20 protein-coding genes, 1 rRNA gene and 1 riboswitch are annotated in these 21,233 nt (G+C 48.8%); all 21 genes read left to right on the forward strand.

The window, feature by feature from the left end; translation table 11 throughout:
* Positions 1 to 113: 113 nt before the first annotated feature.
* The 21 genes from rrf (at position 114) to pcrA (ending at position 21,218) form a co-directional block, all read left to right on the forward strand.
* A 5S ribosomal RNA gene (gene rrf, locus ACFO5U_RS00005) occupies positions 114 to 229 on the forward strand.
* Positions 230 to 399: 170 nt separating this feature from the next.
* Positions 400 to 921, forward strand: coding sequence for a DUF2179 domain-containing protein (locus tag ACFO5U_RS00010; protein ID WP_377275706.1), 522 nt, complete (start codon positions 400 to 402; stop codon positions 919 to 921).
* Positions 918 to 1,106 carry an NETI motif-containing protein gene (locus ACFO5U_RS00015; protein ID WP_377275561.1) on the forward strand — a complete coding sequence of 63 codons (189 nt, stop codon included), beginning with the start codon at positions 918 to 920 and terminating at the stop codon, positions 1,104 to 1,106. Before ACFO5U_RS00010 ends, ACFO5U_RS00015 begins: the two co-directional genes overlap by 4 nt.
* Before the next feature lie 85 nt (positions 1,107 to 1,191).
* Positions 1,192 to 1,292, forward strand: a riboswitch (purine riboswitch).
* A 136-nt stretch (positions 1,293 to 1,428) separates the two neighbouring features.
* Positions 1,429 to 1,917, forward strand: a complete 489-nt coding sequence (gene purE / locus ACFO5U_RS00020) for a 5-(carboxyamino)imidazole ribonucleotide mutase (protein WP_377275562.1) — start codon at positions 1,429 to 1,431, stop codon at positions 1,915 to 1,917.
* Positions 1,914 to 3,038: a 5-(carboxyamino)imidazole ribonucleotide synthase gene (purK, locus tag ACFO5U_RS00025; RefSeq protein ID WP_377275564.1), complete on the forward strand. Its 1,125-nt coding sequence runs from the start codon at positions 1,914 to 1,916 to the stop codon at positions 3,036 to 3,038. The genes purE and purK overlap by 4 nt, the downstream gene beginning before the upstream one ends.
* A gap of 16 nt (positions 3,039 to 3,054) precedes the next feature.
* The gene (gene purB, locus ACFO5U_RS00030) at positions 3,055 to 4,350 is read left to right on the forward strand and encodes an adenylosuccinate lyase (RefSeq protein WP_377275565.1); all 1,296 of its coding nucleotides are present in this window, start codon (positions 3,055 to 3,057) and stop codon (positions 4,348 to 4,350) included.
* A 15-nt stretch (positions 4,351 to 4,365) separates the two neighbouring features.
* Positions 4,366 to 5,079, forward strand: coding sequence for a phosphoribosylaminoimidazolesuccinocarboxamide synthase (gene purC / locus ACFO5U_RS00035; RefSeq protein ID WP_377275566.1), 714 nt, complete (start codon positions 4,366 to 4,368; stop codon positions 5,077 to 5,079).
* Positions 5,079 to 5,333 carry a phosphoribosylformylglycinamidine synthase subunit PurS gene (purS, locus tag ACFO5U_RS00040; protein ID WP_377275567.1) on the forward strand — a complete coding sequence of 85 codons (255 nt, stop codon included), beginning with the start codon at positions 5,079 to 5,081 and terminating at the stop codon, positions 5,331 to 5,333. Before purC ends, purS begins: the two co-directional genes overlap by 1 nt.
* A complete protein-coding gene (gene purQ / locus ACFO5U_RS00045; protein WP_377275568.1) occupies positions 5,330 to 6,013 on the forward strand; it encodes a phosphoribosylformylglycinamidine synthase subunit PurQ in 684 nt (227 codons plus the stop codon). The genes purS and purQ overlap by 4 nt, the downstream gene beginning before the upstream one ends.
* Complete coding sequence (purL, locus tag ACFO5U_RS00050; RefSeq protein WP_377275570.1) at positions 5,997 to 8,222, forward strand: phosphoribosylformylglycinamidine synthase subunit PurL; 2,226 nt, start codon at positions 5,997 to 5,999, stop codon at positions 8,220 to 8,222. Before purQ ends, purL begins: the two co-directional genes overlap by 17 nt.
* Positions 8,198 to 9,619, forward strand: coding sequence for an amidophosphoribosyltransferase (gene purF / locus ACFO5U_RS00055; protein WP_377275572.1), 1,422 nt, complete (start codon positions 8,198 to 8,200; stop codon positions 9,617 to 9,619). The genes purL and purF overlap by 25 nt, the downstream gene beginning before the upstream one ends.
* Positions 9,620 to 9,630: 11 nt before the next feature.
* Positions 9,631 to 10,692 carry a phosphoribosylformylglycinamidine cyclo-ligase gene (gene purM / locus ACFO5U_RS00060; protein ID WP_377275574.1) on the forward strand — a complete coding sequence of 354 codons (1,062 nt, stop codon included), beginning with the start codon at positions 9,631 to 9,633 and terminating at the stop codon, positions 10,690 to 10,692.
* Positions 10,682 to 11,266 carry a phosphoribosylglycinamide formyltransferase gene (purN, locus tag ACFO5U_RS00065; protein WP_377275575.1) on the forward strand — a complete coding sequence of 195 codons (585 nt, stop codon included), beginning with the start codon at positions 10,682 to 10,684 and terminating at the stop codon, positions 11,264 to 11,266. The genes purM and purN overlap by 11 nt, the downstream gene beginning before the upstream one ends.
* Before the next feature lie 11 nt (positions 11,267 to 11,277).
* Positions 11,278 to 12,813 carry a bifunctional phosphoribosylaminoimidazolecarboxamide formyltransferase/IMP cyclohydrolase gene (gene purH / locus ACFO5U_RS00070; protein ID WP_377275577.1) on the forward strand — a complete coding sequence of 512 codons (1,536 nt, stop codon included), beginning with the start codon at positions 11,278 to 11,280 and terminating at the stop codon, positions 12,811 to 12,813.
* An 18-nt stretch (positions 12,814 to 12,831) separates the two neighbouring features.
* A complete protein-coding gene (gene purD / locus ACFO5U_RS00075; RefSeq protein WP_377275708.1) occupies positions 12,832 to 14,082 on the forward strand; it encodes a phosphoribosylamine--glycine ligase in 1,251 nt (416 codons plus the stop codon).
* A 190-nt stretch (positions 14,083 to 14,272) separates the two neighbouring features.
* Positions 14,273 to 14,863, forward strand: a complete 591-nt coding sequence (locus ACFO5U_RS00080; RefSeq protein ID WP_377275579.1) for a GNAT family N-acetyltransferase — start codon at positions 14,273 to 14,275, stop codon at positions 14,861 to 14,863.
* Positions 14,864 to 15,009: 146 nt separating this feature from the next.
* A complete protein-coding gene (locus tag ACFO5U_RS00085; protein WP_377275580.1) occupies positions 15,010 to 16,740 on the forward strand; it encodes an adenine deaminase C-terminal domain-containing protein in 1,731 nt (576 codons plus the stop codon).
* 5 nt (positions 16,741 to 16,745) lie between these two features.
* Entirely contained in the window at positions 16,746 to 17,789 is a 1,044-nt protein-coding gene (locus tag ACFO5U_RS00090) for a DUF3048 domain-containing protein (RefSeq protein WP_377275582.1), read from the forward strand.
* 32 nt (positions 17,790 to 17,821) lie between these two features.
* On the forward strand, positions 17,822 to 18,142 hold the full coding sequence (locus tag ACFO5U_RS00095; protein ID WP_377275584.1) for a YerC/YecD family TrpR-related protein: 321 nt from the start codon (positions 17,822 to 17,824) through the stop codon (positions 18,140 to 18,142).
* 129 nt (positions 18,143 to 18,271) lie between these two features.
* Positions 18,272 to 18,973 (forward strand): heptaprenylglyceryl phosphate synthase, encoded by a 702-nt coding sequence (pcrB, locus tag ACFO5U_RS00100; RefSeq protein ID WP_377275586.1) that lies wholly within the window; start codon positions 18,272 to 18,274, stop codon positions 18,971 to 18,973.
* 31 nt (positions 18,974 to 19,004) lie between these two features.
* Positions 19,005 to 21,218: a DNA helicase PcrA gene (gene pcrA / locus ACFO5U_RS00105; protein ID WP_377275588.1), complete on the forward strand. Its 2,214-nt coding sequence runs from the start codon at positions 19,005 to 19,007 to the stop codon at positions 21,216 to 21,218.
* The last annotated feature ends 15 nt before the right edge of the window (positions 21,219 to 21,233 follow it).

Genomic DNA, 21,233 nt, shown 5'->3' on the forward strand with positions numbered 1-21,233 from the left:
AAGCGTGGCGACACGTGCAGCTGACGAATACTAATCGATCGAGGACTTAACCAAAATTTGATTGCGTTTCACAATGTCGATTTATCCGGTTTTGAGCGAACAAGCTCAAAGAGTCTAGTGACGATGGCAAAGAGGCCACACCCGTTCCCATCCCGAACACGGAAGTTAAGCTCTTTTGCGCCGATGGTAGTTGGGGGTCTCCCCCTGTGAGAGTAGGACGTCGCTGGGCACACAAAGAAAAGTCGTTACCGTTTATTCGGTAGCGGCTTTTTTTTATGGTTTTAATTTGAGTTTTATTTAATAAGGCCTATTCACCCTTGCAATCATGCTTTGATTAACCTAATATGAAATTTAATTGTGAAAGAGAGGGTGCAAATTTTGGATATAAACCCATGGTTGATGGTTGTAATTATCTTCTCAATCAATATCGTTTACGTAACATTTTTCACGGTGCGAATGATTATGACATTGAAAGGCTTCCGATATTTGGCGGCACTGGTTAGTATGGTCGAAGTGGTTATATATATAGTAGGTCTCGGACTTGTACTAGATAATCTTGACCAAATACAGAATTTGATCGCTTACGCAATCGGTTATGGATCCGGGGTTATTATCGGTTCCAAGATTGAAGAGAAAATGGCTCTTGGATATATAACAGTTAATGTTATTAGCAATGATGAAAGTGATTATCTCCCTCGAAAGCTACGCGAACACGGCTATGGTGTGACGGATTGGGATGCGAACGGAAGAGATGGCGGCAGGCAAGCTATGCAAATCCTGACACCTCGAAAGATGGAATTGAAATTGTACAAAGCCATCCAAGAGATAGATCCTAAAGCCTTTATTATCGCTTATGAACCGAAAACTATTCATGGCGGTTTTTGGGTAAAACAAGTAAAAAGGGGCAGGTTGTTTAAATGAATAAAAAAACGCTCTGGTTTGAAGTGAAAGAACATGAATCGATGGAAGACTGCTTGAAGCGCATGAAGCAGGCAGGCTATATGGCTGTTGGCCGAAAGGAAGAGCCATTATTTGAAGAAATCAACGGTGAGCCAGTACCGGTTCGACAGATTATCAAGTTTAAAGGTAATAAAATCGAAAAATAGAAGAAGATGGCTACAAAACACGAACATTAAATAAAGCAACCTTATCAATGTTCGACTTTATCATTGACGCCTACGAGCCATCTTGTTATGATTAATGAGGAAACCCCATATATGCAGAAGAATTGGCTTCTGCGTCTCTACCAGGACACCGTAAATGTCCGGACTATGCGGGAAAGCAACTTATGGTACTTATAACGGAGGATGTGCTTTTTTATGCCATCACGTATGTTTTCGTTGAATCAAAGTCCTTAAGTAAACTGCTTTTCACGTCATGTGAGCAGTTTATTTGAGGGCTTTTTACTTTTGAAAGAGAGGTTATTGAATGGATCCGCGAATCGGCATTATTATGGGAAGCTCGAGTGATTGGGAAACAATGAAACATACATGCGACATACTCGATGAACTGCATATCGGTTATGAAAAAAGAGTGGTATCAGCACATCGAACGCCGGATTTGATGTTCAGCTACGCTGAGGAAGCACGGGACAGAGGATTGCATGTCATTATTGCAGGTGCCGGCGGAGCTGCTCATTTGCCGGGAATGGTCGCTGCAAAAACAACATTACCGGTCATCGGCGTTCCAGTGCAATCGAAAGCACTGAATGGCTTGGATTCATTATTGTCGATTGTTCAGATGCCCGGCGGTGTTCCTGTCGCAACTGTCGCAATCGGTAAAGCGGGAGCGATCAATGCGGGGCTCTTGGCTGCCCAAATTCTCGGAACGGTCGATAATGAAGCAGCGCAAGCTTTGGAAGACAGACGCAAGCGCACTGCAGAAGCCGTTTTGGAAAGTTCAGGTGATTTGATATGACGAGAACGATTTTACCTGGACAAACGATCGGTATCATTGGCGGGGGTCAGTTGGGCCGCATGATGGCGTTGGCAGCAAAAGAAGCCGGCTTTAAAATCGCGGTTTTGGATCCAGCAATGGACTCGCCGACCGGACAAGTTGCAGATGTTCAAATCGTGGCACCATTCGATGATGCACAAGCACTTGAGGAACTTGCGGAAGTGAGTGACGTTATCACGTATGAATTCGAGAATATCGATGTGGACGGGCTACGCCATTTAGCAGAAATCGCTTATGTACCTCAAGGTGCTGAACTGATTGGGATTACGCAAAACAGAATTATCGAGAAAAAAGCAATCCGTGCTGCGGGCGTGCCGATTGCTGATTATATAGAAGTTTCTTCGTTTGAGCAGTTGCAAGAAAAAGCTGGACAGTTGGATTATCCATTTGTCGTCAAAACCGCAAGAGGTGGATATGACGGAAAAGGCCAACAGATTGTAAAAAATGCTGAACGACTAAAAGAAACAGAAGCTTTATTCCATTCAGGAGACTGCGTTGCAGAAGCATTTATCGACTTTACAATGGAAATTTCTGTAGTAATCCAACGAAATACACTAGGCGAAACAGCGATATTGCCGATTGGCGAAAACGTCCATAAAGATCATATATTGCACCAAACGATCGTGCCGGCACGTGTTGATGAAGAAACGATTCGAAAAGCGCAAGAGGCTGCACAGGCGATTGCAGAGCACTTGCAGATGGTAGGAACGCTCGCTGTTGAAATGTTCGTGTTGCCGGACGGCGAGATTCTGGTCAACGAACTAGCGCCACGCCCTCACAACTCAGGACATTATTCAATTGAAGCAACAAATATTTCACAGTTTCACCAGCATATCCGTGCAATTTGCGGATGGCCATTGCGCAAGCCGAAGCTTTGGAGTTCAGCGGTAATGGTGAATGTGCTAGGCGAGCATGTCGCTCCCCTTACGACCAAAATCGCGCAATACCCGGACTGGTCGATTCATCTATACGGCAAGGACGAAGCGAAGCATAAACGCAAAATGGGACATGTCACCATTTTGACCGATGATATAAACGAAACATTAAACGAAATCGACGCATCCGGCATTTGGCCGGAATAATTGGAGGAAATAGATTATGATCGCACGTTATACACGCCCGGAAATGGGTGCCATTTGGACAGAAGAAAACAAATACCAAGCATGGTTGGAAGTTGAAATTCTTGCATGTGAAGCTTGGGCGGAAATTGGGGATATTCCGAAAGAAGACGTAGCAAAAATTCGTGAGAACGCTGGTTTTTCAGTAGACCGCATCTTAGAGATTGAAGAAGAAACACGTCACGATGTTGTGGCTTTCACCCGGGCGGTTTCTGAGACACTTGGTGAAGAACGAAAATGGGTTCATTACGGTTTGACTTCTACGGATGTAGTCGACACGGCACTTTCGTATTTATTGAAGCAAGCGAATGAAATTCTGCGCAAAGACTTAACGAACTTTATCGAAATTCTCGCTGTAAAAGCGAAAGAGCATAAAATGACGGTCATGATGGGCCGTACGCACGGAGTACACGCAGAGCCGACAACATTCGGTTTGAAATTGGCACTTTGGCACGAGGAAATGAAGCGCAACTTGGAACGTTTTGAAGCGGCTGCGAAGTCGATCGAAACAGGAAAAATGTCCGGTGCGGTTGGAACGTATGCGAATATCGATCCGTTTGTTGAAGAGTATGTATGCAAAAACTTAGGAATCGCTGCATCACGCATTTCCACACAGACATTGCAGCGCGACCGCCACGCACAGTATATGAGCACGCTCGCTTTGATCGCATCATCGATCGAGAAATTTGCAACGGAAATCCGTGGTTTGCAAAAGTCCGAAACACGCGAAGTGGAAGAGTTTTTCGCGAAAGGACAAAAAGGCTCATCGGCAATGCCTCATAAACGCAATCCAATCGGCTCTGAAAATATGACGGGCCTTGCGCGCTTGATCCGCGGCTATATGGTGACAGCATACGAGAACGTATCTTTGTGGCACGAGCGCGACATTTCGCACTCTTCTGCAGAACGCGTCATTTTGCCGGATGCAACGATCGCATTGAACTATATGCTTAACCGTTTCGGCAATATCGTTAAAAACTTGACGGTGTTCCCGGAAAACATGAAGCGCAATATGGATTCGACATTAGGATTAATTTATTCACAGCGTGTGCTTCTGACGTTGATCGATAAAGGGATGGCGCGTGAAGCAGCCTACGATACAGTTCAACCTTGTGCGATGGAAGCGTGGGAAACACAGACTTCTTTCCGTAAGGTAGTTGAAGCGAATGACACAATCACTTCCCAGCTGACAAAAGAAGAGTTGGATGATTGCTTTGATTATAACCACCACTTGCAGCAAGTCGATATGATCTTCAACCGTCTCGAATTAAATTAAACGGAGGCATCAATCATGGAAAAAGCTCAGCTATTGTACGAAGGAAAAGCGAAGCGTCTGTATAAAACAGACGAGCAAGGCATTCTTTGGGTGGAATATAAAGATTCCGCCACTGCGTTCAACGGAGAGAAGAAAGAAGAGATCTCAGGCAAAGGGCGCTTGAACAATCAAATCACCTCTTTGCTGTTTGAGAAATTAAAAGAAGCTGGCATCGCTTCCCATTTTGTAAAGCAGCTGTCTGAAAGCGAGCAATTGGTCCGCGCAGTGAGCATCATTCCGATCGAAGTCGTCGTCCGCAATATCGTGGCCGGCAGCATGGCAAAACGCCTCGGCATCGAAGAAGGCAAAGAGATCCAAAAGCCTGTCGTGGAATTTTACTTGAAAGACGATGAGCTGGGCGATCCGCTTATTACGGATGACCATATAGATATGTTGGAGCTAGCGACGGAACAGGAAGTCGCTGTACTGAAAGACAAAGCACGAAAGATCAATGATGTTTTGATCGGCTTTTTCCAAGATATTGGTGTTGATTTGGTTGATTTTAAGATTGAATTCGGCCGTGATGAAAACGGAGAAGTTCTATTGGCTGACGAAATTTCACCGGACACATGCAGGCTGTGGGACAAAGAAACAAAACAAAAACTCGATAAAGACGTATTTCGCCGTAACCTCGGCAACTTGACCGATGCTTATGAACTCATTTTATCTCGACTGGGAGGACAAAACTGATGAAAAAAGTAAAAGTGTATGTGACTTTGCGTGAAAGTGTACTTGACCCACAAGGATCTGCTGTGATGGGATCGCTCCATAAGATGGGCTATGACGAGGTACAGGATGTCCGGATCGGTAAATATTTGGAATTGGTCATCGGAGACAGTGAACGTGATGTGGATGCTTTGGTCGATGAACTTTGCAGCCGACTGCTGGCGAATACGGTGATTGAAGATTACAGGTACGAAATCGAGGAGGTTGTCTCGCAATGAAATTCGCAGTGATTGTTTTCCCAGGATCGAATTGTGACTTGGACATGTATCACGCCATCAAAGATGAGCTTGGAGAAGAAGCGGAATACGTTTGGCATGATACGCACGACTTAAGCAGCTATGACGGCATTTTGCTTCCGGGTGGCTTTTCGTACGGTGATTATTTGCGCGCCGGCGCCATTGCCCGTTTTTCAGGTGTCATGGACGAAGTGCGCAAAGCGGCGGAAGCCGGCAAACCGGTTCTCGGCATCTGCAATGGGTTCCAAATTCTAACGGAGGCAGGGTTGCTACCGGGAATGCTTATGCGCAATAAGAATTTAAAATTCACTTGCGGAACGGTCAGCTTGAAAGTGGAGAACGCCCATACTTTATTCACTAACGAATATAAAGAAGGCGAAGAAATCCGCATTCCGGTCGCACACGGGGAAGGTAATTATTATTGCGACGATGCAACTTACCAGCATTTGAAGGACAATAACCAAATCGTTTTCACATATGCAGAGGATTTCAACGGCAGCCGCAATAATATTGCAGGCATCATCAACGACCGCGGCAATGTGCTCGGCATGATGCCGCATCCGGAGCGTGCCGTTTCCGACTTGATCGGCGGAACGGACGGCTTGCCATTATTCAGATCAATCGTTAAACAGTGGAGGGAATCACATGTCAGTCACGCTTGAGCCGAACACACAGCAGATTAAAGAGCAACAGCTTTATAAGCAAATGGGTTTATCGGACGCTGAATTCAAAATGGTCGAAGACATACTTGGCAGAACGCCGAACTACACCGAGACCGGTTTGTTTTCTGTTATGTGGTCTGAGCACTGTTCGTATAAAAACTCCAAGCCGGTACTTTCTAAATTCCCGACTAAAGGCGATCATGTTTTGCAGGGGCCAGGTGAAGGCGCGGGCATCGTTGATATCGGTGATGGCCAGGCAGCCGTATTCAAAATGGAATCGCATAACCATCCGTCTGCCATCGAGCCATACCAAGGCGCAGCAACAGGTGTCGGCGGAATCATCCGCGATGTTTTCTCGATGGGCGCACGTCCAGTTGCATTATTGAACTCGTTGCGCTTCGGTGAACTTGAAACACCGCGTGTGAAATATCTGTTCGAAGAAGTGGTTGCAGGCATCGCCGGTTACGGCAATTGCATCGGCATCCCGACTGTGGGCGGCGAAGTGCAATTCGATGCATCGTATGATGGCAACCCGCTCGTCAATGCGATGTGCGTCGGCTTGATCGACCATAAAGATATCCAAAAAGGCGTCGCTAAAGGAACCGGCAATCCGGTCATGTACGTCGGTGCAAAAACTGGCCGCGACGGCATTCACGGTGCGACCTTCGCTTCAGAAGAGTTGACGGACGCATCCGACGAGAAACGTCCGGCCGTTCAAGTGGGCGACCCATTCATGGAGAAATTACTGTTGGAAGCATGCCTTGAATTGGTGAAATCCGATGCACTTATCGGTATCCAGGATATGGGCGCCGCAGGACTCACTTCGTCTTCGGCGGAGATGGCGTCAAAAGCCGGATCTGGAATCGAGATGGACCTTGATCATGTACCGCAGCGCGAAACGGGCATGACTGCTTATGAAATGATGCTGTCGGAATCCCAGGAACGCATGCTGATTGTTGTCCAGCAAGGACGCGAGCCGGAGATCGTCGAGTTGTTTGAAAAATACGGACTGGATGCTGTGACAGTTGGACGGGTGACGGACGATTCTACGCTACGTTTGAAGCATAAAGGTGAAATCGTCGCTGAAGTACCAGTGGACGCACTAGCTGAAGATGCACCAGTTTATCATCAGAAATCGAGCGAACCGGAATATTACCGCGAATATCAAAGTTTGCCGAACGAAGAGCCGAACGTTGAAGATCATCAAGCGACACTTCTTGCGCTCTTGCAACAACCAACGATTGCTTCGAAAGAATGGGTTTATAACCAATACGATCATCAAGTGCGCACGAGCACGGTCGTCTCGCCTGGATCCGATGCAGCTGTCATCCGCGTGCGCGGCACGAATAAAGGGCTCGCGATGACAACGGATTGCAACTCACGCTATATCTATTTAGATCCTGAGACAGGCGGCAAAATTGCTGTCGCAGAAGCGGCGCGAAATGTTGTCGTTTCAGGCGGGCGCCCGCTTGCGATTACGGATTGCCTGAACTTCGGCAACCCGGAAAAGCCGGAGATTTTCTGGCAGTTGGAAAAAGCGGCAGATGGCATGTCCGCAGCTTGCCTTACATTGAATGCACCCGTCATCGGCGGAAACGTCTCTTTATACAACGAAACGAACGGCACGGCGATTTACCCGACGCCAACGATCGGGCTTGTCGGTTTGGTTGAAGATTTGAAGCATGTGACGACGCAAGATGCGAAAAAGCAAGGGGATTTCGTCTATCTTGTCGGCGGCAGCATGACCGAATTCGGGGGCAGCGAATTGCAGAAAATGGTGGAAGGCCGCATTTTCGGTAAAGCACCATCCATCGATTTAGAAGTCGAAGCACAGCGCCAATCGCAGATTCTTTCTGCGATCCAGCAAGGCTTGGTCGCTTCGGCGCATGATACGGCAGAAGGCGGCGTCGCAGTCGCGATGGCTGAGAAGACATTCGGCAACGGGCTGGGTGTCGAAGTGACATTGACAGGTTCGAAAACGACTGCGCTATTCAGTGAAACCCAGTCACGCTTTTTGCTGACGGTATCACCTGAGCACGCGGAAGCATTCGAGAAAACAGTTATAGATGCACGGAAAATCGGTGAAGTCACGGGTGATCGAATGATCGTCAAAGGGGAAGACGGAACCGTCTGGATCGATGAATCGGTCGAAACGCTCCGCTCCGCCTGGAAAGGGGCTATACCATGCTTGCTGAAATCAGAGGCTTAAACGAAGAATGCGGGATTTTTGGCATTTGGGGCCACACCAACGCAGCGCAACTCACGTATTATGGGCTTCATGCTTTGCAGCACCGCGGCCAAGAAGGCGCAGGAATCGTTTCGACTGATGGAGAAGCTCTTCGTGCTTTAAAAGGCGAAGGCATGGTCAGTGAAGTTTTTACACCGGAAAAGTTGGAGAAAATAACGGGCATGGCGGCAATCGGCCATGTCCGCTATGCAACGGCAGGCGGCAGCGGCATCGAAAATGTCCAGCCTTTGCTGTTTAATTCGACAACGGGAAGCTTGGCGATTTCCCATAACGGCAATTTGGTCAATGCCACGCAATTAAAAGGCCATTTGGAGCGTCAAGGAAGTATTTTCCAAACGACATCCGACACGGAAGTGCTCGCTCATTTAATCAAGCGCAGCGGCTATGAAAGCTTTGAGGAAAAAGCGAAAAATGCTCTGTCACTTTTAAAAGGCGCATTTGCTTGCTTGGTCTTGACAGAGGAAGCAATGTTCGTGGCGCTTGACCCGAATGGTTTACGCCCATTGTCTGTTGGCAAGATGGGAGATGCTTGGGTCGTCGCTTCAGAAACTTGTGCATTCGATATTGTGGGGGCAGAGTTTGTCCATTCGGTCGAACCGGGCGAATTTTTAGTCATCAATAATGATGGCATGCGCAAGGAACGGTTTGCCTATCCAGCGGAGCGTTCGATCTGCACGATGGAATATGTTTATTTTTCCCGTCCGGATTCCGATATTGACGGTATCAATATCCACTCGGCTAGAAAACGGCTCGGCAAGCAATTGGCGAAAGAAGTCCATATCGAAGCGGACGTCGTCACGGGTGTTCCCGATTCCAGTATTTCTGCCGCGATCGGATTTTCTGAGCAAAGCGGCATTCCTTACGAACTTGGGCTGATCAAAAACCGCTATGTCGGCCGGACATTTATCCAACCGTCACAGGAAATGCGCGAGCGCGGCGTCAAGATGAAGCTGTCTCCAGTGCGGCAAGTCGTCAAAGGCAAACGAGTCGTCATGGTCGATGATTCAATCGTCCGCGGCACGACTTCCCGTCGCATTGTCGCTTTATTGAAAGAAGCGGGTGCAACAGAAGTGCATGTCGTCATCAGCTCGCCGCCGATCAAAAATCCTTGTTTTTACGGCATTGACATCAGTACATCCGGCGAATTGATCGCCTCGAATAATACAGTAGAAGAAATGCGTGAAATCATCGGTGCCGATTCGCTGACATTTTTATCGGTTGATGGCATGGTCCAAAACATCGGACGTACCGACCCAGGCTCGAAATGCGGCCATTGTTTGGCGTGCTTTACAGGCGAATATCCAACGAACATCTATCCGGATACCGTCCTGCCGCATGAAAAAGAAAAAGTGAAATAGGGGGAACCGAAGTGTCTAAAGCGTATGAAAAAGCAGGCGTCAATATCGAAGCGGGCTATGAGGCCGTCAAGCGGATGAAATCCCATGTCGAACGCACCGCACGCACGGGAATGCTCGGTGCATTTGGCGGATTCGGCGGCATGTTCGATTTGTCCGAGCTGAATTTGAAACAACCGGTTCTCGTCTCCGGAACAGACGGTGTCGGTACAAAGCTGAAACTGGCCTTTATGGCGGATAAGCACGATACGATCGGTATCGATTGCGTCGCGATGTGCGTCAACGACATCGTCGCACAAGGTGCGGAACCGTTGTTTTTCCTCGATTATATCGCTTGCGGCAAAGCGGTTCCCGAAAAGATCGAACAAATCGTCAAAGGCGTCGCCGATGGCTGCGTAGATGCAGGCGCGGCATTGATCGGCGGAGAAACGGCTGAAATGCCGGGGCTTTACGATGAGAATGAATACGACATCGCCGGCTTTGCGGTCGGTGCTGCGGAAAAAGCAGATATTGTGACGGGCGAACGGATCCAAGCGGGTGATGTCTTGGTCGGGCTTGCTTCGAGCGGCATTCACTCAAATGGCTATTCGCTCGTCCGCCATATTTTATTCGGCGATGAGGAAGGCTCATTGGACGTGACAGTGGCGGGCTTTGAAGAGCTCGGCACACTCGAATCCTTGCTGCTCGAGCCGACGAAAATCTATGCCACAACCATTCAATCGATCCGTAAAAAAGCGGATGTCCACGGCATGGCGCATATCACGGGCGGCGGGTTTATCGAAAACTTGCCGCGCATGATGCCTGAGGGACTTGGTGTAGAGATTGAGCTTGGCTCTTGGCCGGTGCTTCCGGTGTTCGACCTATTGAAAGCAAAAGGCGAACTGGCAGACCGTGATTTGTATTCCGTATTCAATATGGGCATCGGATTTGCGGTGGCCGTTTCTGAAGTGGATGCTGAGGCGGCGATTCAAGCAGCTGAAGCGAGCGGTGACAAAGCCTATGTAATCGGTAAAGTGACGCAGATTGAGGGTGTCCAGTTCCAAGGCAGTCAGGATGGGACTCTACATGAAAAATAGAACAAAAATGGCCGTTTTCGCTTCTGGAAACGGCTCTAATTTTCAAGCGCTTTACGAAGCAACTCAAGACGGAAGGCTGGATGCGGACATCGTTTTGGTCGTGGCGGATAAGCCGTCTGCATTTGTGTTGGAAAGGGCGAAGCAGGCAGGAGTGCCGGCATTTTCGTTTACACCGCGTGATTATGCGTCCAAACAGGCATATGAAGCGATGCTGGTGGAAAAATTAGATAGAGCGGGTGTCGAGTGGCTCGTGCTGGCCGGGTTTATGCGTTTGATCGGACCTGTTTTGCTCGCTGCTTATGAAAACCGCATCGTCAATATCCATCCATCGGTGCTGCCGGCGTTTCCTGGAAAAGATGCAATCGGCCAGACGCTAGAAGCAGGGGCGAAAGAGGCGGGAGTTACCGTGCATTTTGTCGACGAAGGCATGGACACGGGAGCGATCATCGCACAGCGCTCGTTTCCTGTTGACGGTGCGGACCGTGAGACAGTAGAACGCAAAATCCATGAAATCGAGCACCAATTATACCCTGAGAGTTTGCAGCAATTATTCAGCCGGCAGCAGTCGGTCTAGGAGGTCCATGAATGAAAAGAAGAGCATTGATGAGCGTATCGGACAAATCCGGCATTTTGGAGTTTGCCCGTGAATTAGTGAAGATGGATGTGGAAATCTTGTCGACAGGCGGGACGCGCAAGCATTTGGAAGACAACGGCGTTCCGACGACGGCAGTCGACGAAGTGACCGGATTCCCTGAAATTTTAGGTGGACGCGTGAAAACTTTGCATCCGCTAATCCATGGCGGTTTGCTCGCGAAACACGACGATAGCGAACACCAGCAGCAAATGAACGATAACGGCATCGCACCGATCGAGTTTGTCTGCGTCAATTTGTACCCATTCCGCGAAACGATTGCAAAACCGGATGTGACAGTGGATGATGCGATTGAAAACATCGACATCGGCGGCCCGACGATGCTGCGTTCGGCTGCAAAAAACCACGCTTACGTGACAGTTATCGTCGATTCCGGTGATTACGAAGCGGTGCTTGCGGAATTGCGTGAACAGCAAACAACGAGCCCCGAGCTGCGCCGGAAACTCGCAGCGAAAGTATTCCGCCATACCGCGGCGTATGATGCGTATATTTCCAATTACTTGACGGAACTGACGGATGAACAGTATCCGGAGCAGTTGACCCTTACATATGAATTGTCCCAAGCGCTACGCTACGGGGAAAACCCGCACCAAAAAGCAGCGTTCTATAAGAGCGCGCTCGGTTCGGATTTCTCGATCGCACATGCCACGCAATTGCACGGCAAAGAGCTTTCCTATAACAATATCCAAGACGCCAATGCTGCGCTGCAGATCATTAAGGAATTCTCAATGCCGGCAAGCGTCGCAGTGAAGCATATGAACCCGTGCGGCGTCGGGACTGGTGCTACTCTTTCTGAATCTTTCAAGAAAGCCTATGAAGCGGACTCGACATCGATCTTCGGCGGTATCGTCGCCTTGAACCGTGAAGTCGACCTCGAGACGGCACAGCAATTGTCGCAGATTTTCCTTGAAATCGTCATTGCGCCATCTTTTACGGAAGAGGCACTCGCAGAACTCGGCAAAAAGAAAAACATCCGTTTGTTGACGGTGCCGTTTGAAACGAAACGCCGCGACAAATGGAACACGGTAACAGTCGAAGGCGGATTGCTCGTCCAAGAGCCGGATGCGTTCGGCTATGAAGATGCAGATATCCGCGTCGTGACGGAAAGACAGCCAACAGAGCAAGAACTCGAAGCTTTGAAACTTGGCTGGAGCGTCGTCAAGCACGTCAAATCAAACGCCATTGTCGTTTGTGATGAGTCGATGACGTTAGGTGTTGGGGCAGGGCAGATGAACCGCGTCGGCGCAGCCGCCATTGCACTCGAGCAGGCAGCTGGTAAAGCGCAAGGCGCAGCGATGGCATCGGACGCATTCTTCCCGATGTCCGATACGGTAGAAGCGGCAGCAAAAGCCGGCATTACAGCGATCATCCAGCCGGGCGGTTCGAAAAAAGACCAGGAATCGATCGATGCAGCGAATTCACACGGCATCGCGATGGTCTTCACGGGCGTCCGCCATTTCAAACATTAATCGGGGAGGTGTACGATGATGAACGTATTGGTTATCGGAAGAGGGGGGCGTGAACATGCGCTTGCCCATCAATTCGCCATTTCGCCATCGGTCAGAAAAGTTTACGCAGCGCCTGGTAATGCTGGTATGGCACAGGACGCAGAGCTTGTCGATATTAGCGAAACGGATTTTGAAGCTTTAGCAGCGTTCGCCAAGGACAACGACATCGCCTTTACATTCGTCGGGCCGGAACAGCCGCTTTCAGAAGGCATCGTTGATTTCTTCGAAGCACACGGCTTGAAGATTTTCGGGCCGAACAAAGCGGCGGCGCGCATCGAAGGCAGCAAGGCGTTCGCCAAGGAATTGATGAAGAAATACAATATCCCGACTGCAGCTTACGAAAGCTTTTCGGATACCGAGGAAGCTATAAATTACATTAAGCAGCAAGGCGCGCCGATTGTCATCAAGGCGGATGGGCTCGCAGCGGGAAAAGGCGTCGTCGTCGCACAAAACGAACAAGAAGCGATCGTTGCGGTGAAGGACATGCTTGATGGCCAAAAATTCGGCGCATCGGGATCGACTGTCGTCATCGAAGAGTTTCTGGACGGAGAAGAATTTTCCTTCATGTCGTTCGTCCAGGACGGCCAGATCTACCCGATGGTCATCTCTCAAGACCATAAGCGTGCATACGACGGTGACAAGGGGCCGAATACAGGTGGCATGGGCGCTTACTCGCCAGTGCCGCAAATTTCACAAACAGTCATAGATGAGACTTTCGCGAAAATTGTCCGTCCGACAGTGGAGGCGATGAACAGCGAAGGCACTCCGTTCAATGGGATTTTATATGCCGGTATTATTTTGACGGCCAGTGGCCCGAAAGTGATCGAATTCAATGCACGCTTCGGCGACCCGGAAACGCAAGTGGTCTTGCCGCGCCTGAAGACCGACCTCGGCGCGTTTATTTCGGCCATTCTGGAAGGCGGAGAAATGGAGCTTGAATGGGACGTGCGCCCTGTGCTCGGTGTGGTCATTGCAGCGGACGGCTATCCGGGAACTGTGGAAAAAGGGACAGTCTTGCCGGAGCTTGCGCAATTGCAGGGAGTCACGGTGACTCATGCCGGCACAAGCCGTTCGGGGGATGCTTTTACCGCGAGCGGCGGCCGCGTCATCTTGGTTGCGGCAAGCGGGGACACGCTAGAGGCTGCACAACAAGCAGTGTATCAAGCGCTCGGCTCATTGGAATGGGACGGCCTCTTTTACCGCAAGGACATCGGCTGGCGTGCAATCTAAGTGAATAATTGCTATAATAAAATGACACAATTTCGTCACGGAGCTGTGTCATTTTATTTATGCGGCAAATGCCGCGGAGGATTTTCATAAGCCCACTTTTACCTCTATTACTAAACTCCATTTTCCACCAAGCATTACCCCGGAAGTAACAAAACCAGCAGGGCATTCAAACTCGGAAGGAGCAAAAATGATGAACTGGTATGAAAAACTGAATCAGTATTTTCCTGTAGAGGAAATGAAATCGAAAGAACATATGGATTCTTTGCTGAAAGAAAAAGGCAGTGTCTATTACAAGGACGAAGGTCCTTACCACGTATTGATGTATGCGGAATTCCCGAACTTTTCATTCGTCGATTACCTATTCGTCTCAAAAGAATCGCGCGGCATGGGGATCGGTAAAAAAGCGCTGCAGTTTTTGAAAGACAAGAACAAACCGATCATCCTAGAAGTTGAACCGGTTGATTATGAAGACACCGATTCGGAAAAACGCTTGCGCTTTTATGCACGTGAAGGTTTCGAACATGCGTCATCGATCGGCTATAGCCGCCGTTCGCTTGCGACAGGCGAAGAAAACTCAATGGAGATTCTCTATTGGGCGCCGAACAACGAAACCGAAGAACAGATTTTCGAAGCGATGAAGACGATGTACGAAGATATTCATACGTACAAAGACGAGCATTTCTACGGCGAATCCTACGATCCGGTTTCTGATGTGTTGACGAGAAAAGAACAAGACCAAAAAGACATCTTGAAACCTTTCAGCAATCCGATCAATAACTAAGCAAAATCCACGTCTTTAGGGCGTGGATTTTTTATGTCCAAAATTGGTCGACAGGCAGTCGTTTTTGCAGTGCTTCTCTGTAAAATACTGCATAATTATGCTACGATATGATGTATAGATATTGAAGAGAGAGCAGGTGCCTTCGGATGGTGAACCCTTTATGGAGAAATACAGAAATACGGAAACAATTGAAGATTGTCTCTAAAGAATTGTCCCCGGATCTTGTGCTGACGAATGCTACTTATCTGCACGGGATTTTCAAAAAATGGGTAACAGGAAATATTTGGATAAGTGACGACCGGATTATTTACGCGGGTAAAGAAATGCCGAAAGTGGACGGGGCGACAGAAGTCGTCGATGTCAGCGACAAATTCATCGTGCCTGGCTATATCGAACCGCATGTGCATCCGTACCAGCTTTACAATCCGCAGCGTTTTGCTGATTTTGCAGCACAGGGAGGAACAACAGGGTTCATTTCCGACAACTTGCCTTTGTTTTTAGCGCTAGAAAACGAGAAAGCGTTTACATTGCTTGACCGGCTGGCCGAGCTGCCGTTCACGTTTTATTGGTGGACTCGTTTTGACTCCCAGACGGAATTGCTTGAGGAAGATCAAAAATTCACTTCGAAGTCGGTCGGCGAATGGCTGGAGCGGCCCGACGTGATACTCGGAGGGGAATTGACCGGCTGGCCGAAGCTGCTGGCGGGCGACGATCAAATGCTTTACTGGATTCAAAAAGCGAAAATCAGCTTGAAGAAAATCGAAGGCCATTTTCCAGGAGCTTCGGAAATGACATTGGCGCGCATGAAACTGCTCGGGGCGGATGGCGACCACGAGGCGATGACCGTTGATGAAGTAGAGATGCGCCTGCTCCACGGATACGGCGTCACGCTGCGGCATTCATCAATTCGGCCGGATTTACCAGAATTGCTGTCTGGAATCGTGGCACGCGAATTGAACGTTTTCGATAAATTGATGATGACGACTGATGGCTCGACACCTGCATTCCATAAAGATGGCGTTATGGATCTTTGCATTCAAATTGCGCTTGATGCGGGTGTTCCTGCGATCGATGCTTATATGATGGCTTCTTATAATGTGGCGCGCTATTATAACCTGACAAGCTTGCACGGATTGATCGCGACGGGCCGTTACGCCAGCCTGAACATCCTCGATTCGATCGACAATCCAGTGCCGAGCGGAGTCATCTCTAAAGGCGTATGGCTCAAGCGCGACGGCCAAAAAGTACGCTCGCTCGACGATGTCGACTGGTCAGTGTTGCCTGAGCTCGAACTAGAGTTTGAATTGACGGATGATGACTTCCAGTTTTCGATGCCGTTTGGCGTAGAGATGGTCAATGACGTCATCACTAAACCATATTCAGTAAGTGTCGACACAAATGTGGAACGCTTGTCGAAAGAGCATGGGGAAAGCTTTCTCATGCTGGTCGACCGCCACGGCAAATGGCGCGTCAACACTTTGATCAAAGGATTCGCACCGGGCGTTGATGGCTTTGCTTCTTCTTATACGAATACAGGCGATATCGTATTGATCGGGAAAAGCCGCAAGGATATGTGGAAAGCCTTTGAACGTGTGAAAGAGTTAAAGGGCGGCATCGTGTTGATGGAAAATGGCGAGATTGTATGTGATTTGCCATTGCCGATCGGCGGCATCATGTCGGATTTACCGATGGAGCCGTTGATGGAACAGGAAACCGCATTGAAGAGTGCTTTGAAACAACGCGGCTATAAACATGGCGATGCCGTCTATACGCTGTTGTTCCTGATGGCGACGCATTTGCCGTATGTCCGCATTACCCAAAAAGGAATTTATGATGTAATGAATAAAAAAATCTTATTCCCAGCGTTCATGAGGTGACCAAGATGAAAAAATGGCTGCTCGTGCTCTCTGCTTTAGTCGCCGCGGGATTGATCGTTTATTGGCTGATGGATAGGGACCAAACTGCGCAACCGGAAACCCCGGAAGCGCCGGAGGCACCTGAACAAGTGCCAGAGGAAGTGCTGACCACTGCTCCGTTCACCGGGCTTCAAGGAGACGGCCCTTACGATGCACGAGCAGTAATGGCTGTCATCAATAACCATCCAGCTGCTCGGCCGCAAACAGGCTTGGCCGAAGCGGACATGGTATTTGAATTGATTGCGGAATACAATATTACGCGGTTCTTGGCGCTTTATCAAAGCCAGTTTCCGGTCAATATCGGACCGATCCGCAGCGCACGCGATTATTTCGTGGAGTTGGCATCCGCATATGATGCATTTTTTGTGGCGCATGGCTATAGCCCGGAAGCGAAGCGCCTGCTCGATTCCGGAAAGGTTGACCATGTGAACGGCATGCAATACGACGGCACTTTGTTCAAGCGTTCGCTTGACCGGGTGGCGCCGCATAATTCCTATATCACTTATGAAAATATTAAACTAGCAATGAATATGACCAGCGCTTCAACCAATTACAGTGTAAAAGCACCTTATACTTTCTCTGCACGGGGGGAAAATGATAGACTAGGGGAACCAGCAACTTCCGTTAGAGTGGCATACGGAGGAGATCCGGACTTTACGAGCACGTATGCGTATGACTCCGAGGCTGGAACTTACACACGCGCTTCTGGCGGTACGATTTCAGCGGACAAAGAAAGCTTGCAGCGCATAGAAGTCGCCAATGTCCTGGTCATCGAGGCAGAGCACCGCACCATCGATGCTAAAGGGCGCCAGGAAATCGATTTAACAAGCGGCGGAAGTGCGTTATTGTTCCAAGAAGGCGTTGTGCGCGAGCTCAACTGGCGTGAGGAAAACGGCATGCTTGTACCGATTGACGATAGCGGTACAGCTGATCTCGCGGAAGGCAAAACATGGATCCACATTATTCCCGAGACGCCAGGCTTGAGCCAGGCCGTTCAATACACCCCCTAGACTTAAGAGAAATGAAAGGACGTTGAATATGCATGCAGATTGATAAAATCCGAGGTCCGCAAACCGATCAATTGATCGAAGCGATACTGGCATTAGACAATAAAGAACAAGCATATCGCTTTTTCGATGATCTATGCACCATCAGTGAAATCCAGTCATTATCGCAACGCTTTGAAGTGGCCCATATGCTGCGTTTAAAAAAGACTTACGAAAAAATAAAGAATGAAACGGGCGCAAGCACCGCAACCATTTCACGGGTGCGCCGCTGTTTGAATTACGGCAACGATGCGTACGAAGAAATGCTCGATGTGCTGTATCCGGAAGAAAAAGCGATTGAAACGACAAAAGACTGACCAGTGCTTCGTGCTGGCCAGTTTTTTTATGGGGATTTTACCGAGATTACAATGGATGAGAACAGAGAGTTGGCTCATCTTTTGTTATAATGGACAGATGAAACCAAAAGTACAGTAAGGAGAATAGGCGTGGACTTTCAAACATGGCGGCATGTCTTTAAACTAGACCCAGCAAAAGAACTTGCAGATGAACATTTGGAACGAATTTGCGAATCCGGGACCGATGCCATCTTGATTGGCGGCAGCGATGCTGTCACACTCGACAATGTCTTGGAGTTGATGGCACGCGTACGCCGGTATTCTGTGCCGGTCGTACTGGAAGTGTCGACGGTGGAATCGGTGACACCCGGCTTTGATTATTATTTCATCCCGAGCGTCTTAAACAGTGACAATCCGCAATGGATCAAAGGGCTTCACCATGAAGCAATACGTGAATACGGCGATATTATGGATTGGACAGAAATTGTCCCGGAAGGCTATTGCATCCTGAACCCGGAATGTAAGGCAGCCAAGTTGACACAAGCTGATACCGCACTGACTGAGGAAGATGTCTTGGCGTATGCTCGCATGGCTGAGCACTTTTTCAGACTGCCGGTATTTTATTTGGAGTATAGTGGCACATACGGCGATCCGGCACTGGTTGAAAAAGTTCAGGCTAAGCTGTCTGATACCCGCTTGTTTTATGGTGGCGGCATCGACTCCGTGAACCGAGCAAAAGAAATGGCAGCCGTTTGCGATACGATCGTCGTCGGCAATATTATATATGAAGATTTGAAAAAAGCGCTTGCGACCGTCAAGGCAGTTGCGGAAACGGCTGAGCAATCGCTATAATAATAGGAACGAATGTTCGAGGTGGTGCACAATGGAATTAATTACGAAAAATTTGTTGCGGGGAATGAATCCTGAACAAGAAGAAGCAGTCAAAACGACAGAAGGGCCGTTGTTGATCATGGCCGGTGCAGGATCCGGCAAAACACGCGTGTTGACGCATCGCATCGCATACTTGGTCCTCGAGAAGCAAGTATATCCGTCCAATATTCTGGCGATTACATTCACCAATAAAGCAGCACGGGAAATGCGCAACCGCATCGATGGGCTGCTTGGCCACGGAACAGGCGACCGCATGTGGGTGTCGACATTTCACTCGATGTGCGTGCGTATTTTGCGCCGCGACATCGACCGGATGGGCTATTCTAAGAGCTTCTCGATTCTCGACACGACCGATCAATTGACGGTCATCAAAAACGTCTTGAAGCAGCAAAACCTGGATCCGAAAAAATACGAACCGCGGACGATGTTGAATGCCATCTCATCGGCAAAGAACGAATGCATCGACGTAGACACGTTCACTGCGAACGCCAATCAGTTTAATCCTTACGAAAAAACCGTCGCGGATGTCTATGCAGGCTATCAGAAGCGCCTTCAGAAAAACCAGTCGCTCGATTTCGACGATTTGATCATGGTGACTTTAAAGTTGTTTGAAAGCGAACCGGAAGTGCTGGAGTTTTATCAAAACAAATTCCACTATATCCATGTGGATGAATACCAGGATACAAACAACGCACAGTATCAGCTTGTCCAGCTGCTGGCGAAAAAGTTCAAGAATATTTGCGTCGTCGGCGATTCCGATCAGTCGATCTACCGCTGGCGCGGCGCGGACATCACCAATATCCTGTCGTTTGAAAAAGATTATCCGGATGCAAAAGTGATCATGCTTGAGCAGAATTATCGCTCGACCAAGCGCATTTTGCAGGCGGCAAACGATGTCATCCAGAAAAACACGAGCCGTTACCCGAAAGAATTGCGCACCGATAACGACGAAGGCCCGGCGATTACGCTTCATAAAGCAGGAGATGAACGCCAGGAAGCGCAATACATCGTGCAGACGATCCAAACGCTGATGCAAGAAGAAGGGTACAAAACCTCTGATTTTGCGATTTTGTACCGGACCAATGCACAGTCACGGATATTGGAGGAAATGTTCGTCAAATCGAATATGGCCTATACGATCGTTGGCGGCACAAAATTCTATGACCGCAAAGAAATCAAGGATTTGCTGGCTTATTTGCGTTTGATCGCCAATAACGACGACGACCTATCCTTGGCGCGTGTCATCAATGAACCGAAGCGCGGCATCGGAGCGACTTCATTCGAAAAAATGGCGCGTTTTGCCATCGAACAAGACCGGACCATCATGGATTCGCTCCAAGAAGCGGATTTCATGGGACTGACTGCGAAAACCGCACAGACCGCGTTGGAATTCCGTTCTATGATTGCAGGATTCACGGAGATGCAGCAGTATTTATCGGTCACCGAATTGGTGGAAGAAGTACTGAAAAAATCCGGCTACCGCCAAATGCTGCAGAACGACAAAACCATCGAAGGTGAAAGTCGCCTGGAGAACTTGGATGAATTTTTGACCGTCACACAAGCGTTCGAAAAGCAAAGCGATGATAAGTCATTGGTGGCGTTCTTAACTGATTTGGCATTGATCGCCGATATCGATTCACTGGATGACGAGGAGCCGACTGATGGCCCGATTATCCTCATGACGATGCACGCGGCAAAAGGATTGGAATTCCCGGTGGTCTTCATCATTGGCTTGGAAGAAAATGTTTTCCCTCATGCTCGTTCGAACAACGATGACGATGAACTTGAAGAAGAGCGCCGTTTGGCTTATGTCGGCATCACGCGTGCAGAGCAGCGTTTGTATTTGACCCATGCTTCGTCACGCACGATTTTCGGTAAGAGCAGCTTCAACATGCCGTCCCGCTTTATCTCGGAAATCTCTGAAGAGCTGATTGAACAAACTTTTGCCAACCACCGTGCGGGTGCAGCGACAAGCTATAAGCAGGCGCCGAAGAGAAGAGCCGTCTTCAAACCTAGCTATCAACAATCAGGCGGCGATAAACTAGGCTGGAAAACCGGCGACCGTGCAACGCATAAAAAATGGGGCGTCGGAACTGTCGTCAACGTGAAAGGCGAAGGCGAACAAACTGAACTTGATATTGCCTTTCCTAGTCCGGTTGGAATCAAACGGCTACTGGCGAAATTTGCGCCGATAGAAAAAGAATGATCTGGAGGAACTTGA

This window comes from Planococcus dechangensis, from assembly GCF_042654465.1.
Taxonomy (GTDB): Bacteria; Bacillota; Bacilli; order Bacillales_A; family Planococcaceae; genus Planococcus; species Planococcus dechangensis.

Bases quoted from the DNA above. Each gene is read 5' to 3' on its own strand.
- ACFO5U_RS00010 (WP_377275706.1), top strand. From the start codon at position 400: ATGGTTGTAATTATCTTCTCAATCAATATCGTTTACGTAACATTTTTC.
- purB (WP_377275565.1), top strand. From the start codon at position 3,055: ATGATCGCACGTTATACACGCCCGGAAATGGGTGCCATTTGGACAGAA.
- purD (WP_377275708.1), top strand. From the start codon at position 12,832: ATGAACGTATTGGTTATCGGAAGAGGGGGGCGTGAACATGCGCTTGCC.
- pcrA (WP_377275588.1), top strand. From the start codon at position 19,005: ATGGAATTAATTACGAAAAATTTGTTGCGGGGAATGAATCCTGAACAA.
- ACFO5U_RS00085 (WP_377275580.1), top strand. From the start codon at position 15,010: ATGGTGAACCCTTTATGGAGAAATACAGAAATACGGAAACAATTGAAG.
- purQ (WP_377275568.1), top strand. From the start codon at position 5,330: ATGAAATTCGCAGTGATTGTTTTCCCAGGATCGAATTGTGACTTGGAC.
- purK (WP_377275564.1), top strand. From the start codon at position 1,914: ATGACGAGAACGATTTTACCTGGACAAACGATCGGTATCATTGGCGGG.
- ACFO5U_RS00090 (WP_377275582.1), top strand. From the start codon at position 16,746: ATGAAAAAATGGCTGCTCGTGCTCTCTGCTTTAGTCGCCGCGGGATTG.
- purH (WP_377275577.1), top strand. From the start codon at position 11,278: ATGAAAAGAAGAGCATTGATGAGCGTATCGGACAAATCCGGCATTTTG.
- purF (WP_377275572.1), top strand. From the start codon at position 8,198: ATGCTTGCTGAAATCAGAGGCTTAAACGAAGAATGCGGGATTTTTGGC.
- ACFO5U_RS00080 (WP_377275579.1), top strand. From the start codon at position 14,273: ATGAACTGGTATGAAAAACTGAATCAGTATTTTCCTGTAGAGGAAATG.
- ACFO5U_RS00095 (WP_377275584.1), top strand. From the start codon at position 17,822: ATGCAGATTGATAAAATCCGAGGTCCGCAAACCGATCAATTGATCGAA.
- purL (WP_377275570.1), top strand. From the start codon at position 5,997: ATGTCAGTCACGCTTGAGCCGAACACACAGCAGATTAAAGAGCAACAG.
- purN (WP_377275575.1), top strand. From the start codon at position 10,682: ATGAAAAATAGAACAAAAATGGCCGTTTTCGCTTCTGGAAACGGCTCT.
- purE (WP_377275562.1), top strand. From the start codon at position 1,429: ATGGATCCGCGAATCGGCATTATTATGGGAAGCTCGAGTGATTGGGAA.
- purC (WP_377275566.1), top strand. From the start codon at position 4,366: ATGGAAAAAGCTCAGCTATTGTACGAAGGAAAAGCGAAGCGTCTGTAT.
- purS (WP_377275567.1), top strand. From the start codon at position 5,079: ATGAAAAAAGTAAAAGTGTATGTGACTTTGCGTGAAAGTGTACTTGAC.
- ACFO5U_RS00015 (WP_377275561.1), top strand. From the start codon at position 918: ATGAATAAAAAAACGCTCTGGTTTGAAGTGAAAGAACATGAATCGATG.